Genomic DNA, 465 nt, shown 5'->3' on the forward strand with positions numbered 1-465 from the left:
CCACCCGGTCAAGACCATGGGTGGCGAGCGGTTGATCGAGTTGGATGAAGGCCCGCGCATCGAAGCCGAGCTTTCCGCACAGCTGCCCGCCGATCCTGAGCAGGCCACGGCCATCGTCAAGCGCCGCCTGAACAACGGCGGTGCCGACCTCCAGCGCCGCATTGCGTCGGCATACCAGGGCGTTGCCGACGCCTGGAGCCTGAGCGTCACCAGCATTCCGGCGGTCGTGGTGGATCAGCGTTACGTGGTCTATGGCGAGCCGGACGTAGCCCGTGCCGTCGCGCGCATTGCGCAACACCGGAGGCCGCAGCCATGACCCGACCCTTCGAGCGGATGCGCCGTCTGCGTGCTGGCGTGGCCTCGGTGCTGCTGCTCAGCGCTACCGGCAGCTACGCCCTCAACACCGCAACCATCGTTGGCTCAGTGGCATCACCAGACTGCCTCGAATACCGCGTCGTCGGCATC

General features: G+C 67.1%; 2 pseudogenes. Both read left to right on the forward strand.

Annotated elements, in window-relative coordinates:
• Positions 1 to 16: 16 nt before the first annotated feature.
• Positions 17 to 244, forward strand: a pseudogene (locus C1I89_RS33820) (TIGR03757 family integrating conjugative element protein); the annotation flags it as partial.
• Positions 193 to 465 (forward strand): annotated as a pseudogene (locus C1I89_RS35535) (TIGR03756 family integrating conjugative element protein); the annotation flags it as partial. The pseudogenes C1I89_RS33820 and C1I89_RS35535, both read left to right, overlap by 52 nt.

Source organism: Achromobacter pulmonis (assembly GCF_002885955.2).
GTDB lineage: Bacteria > Pseudomonadota > Gammaproteobacteria > Burkholderiales > Burkholderiaceae_B > Achromobacter > Achromobacter pulmonis_A.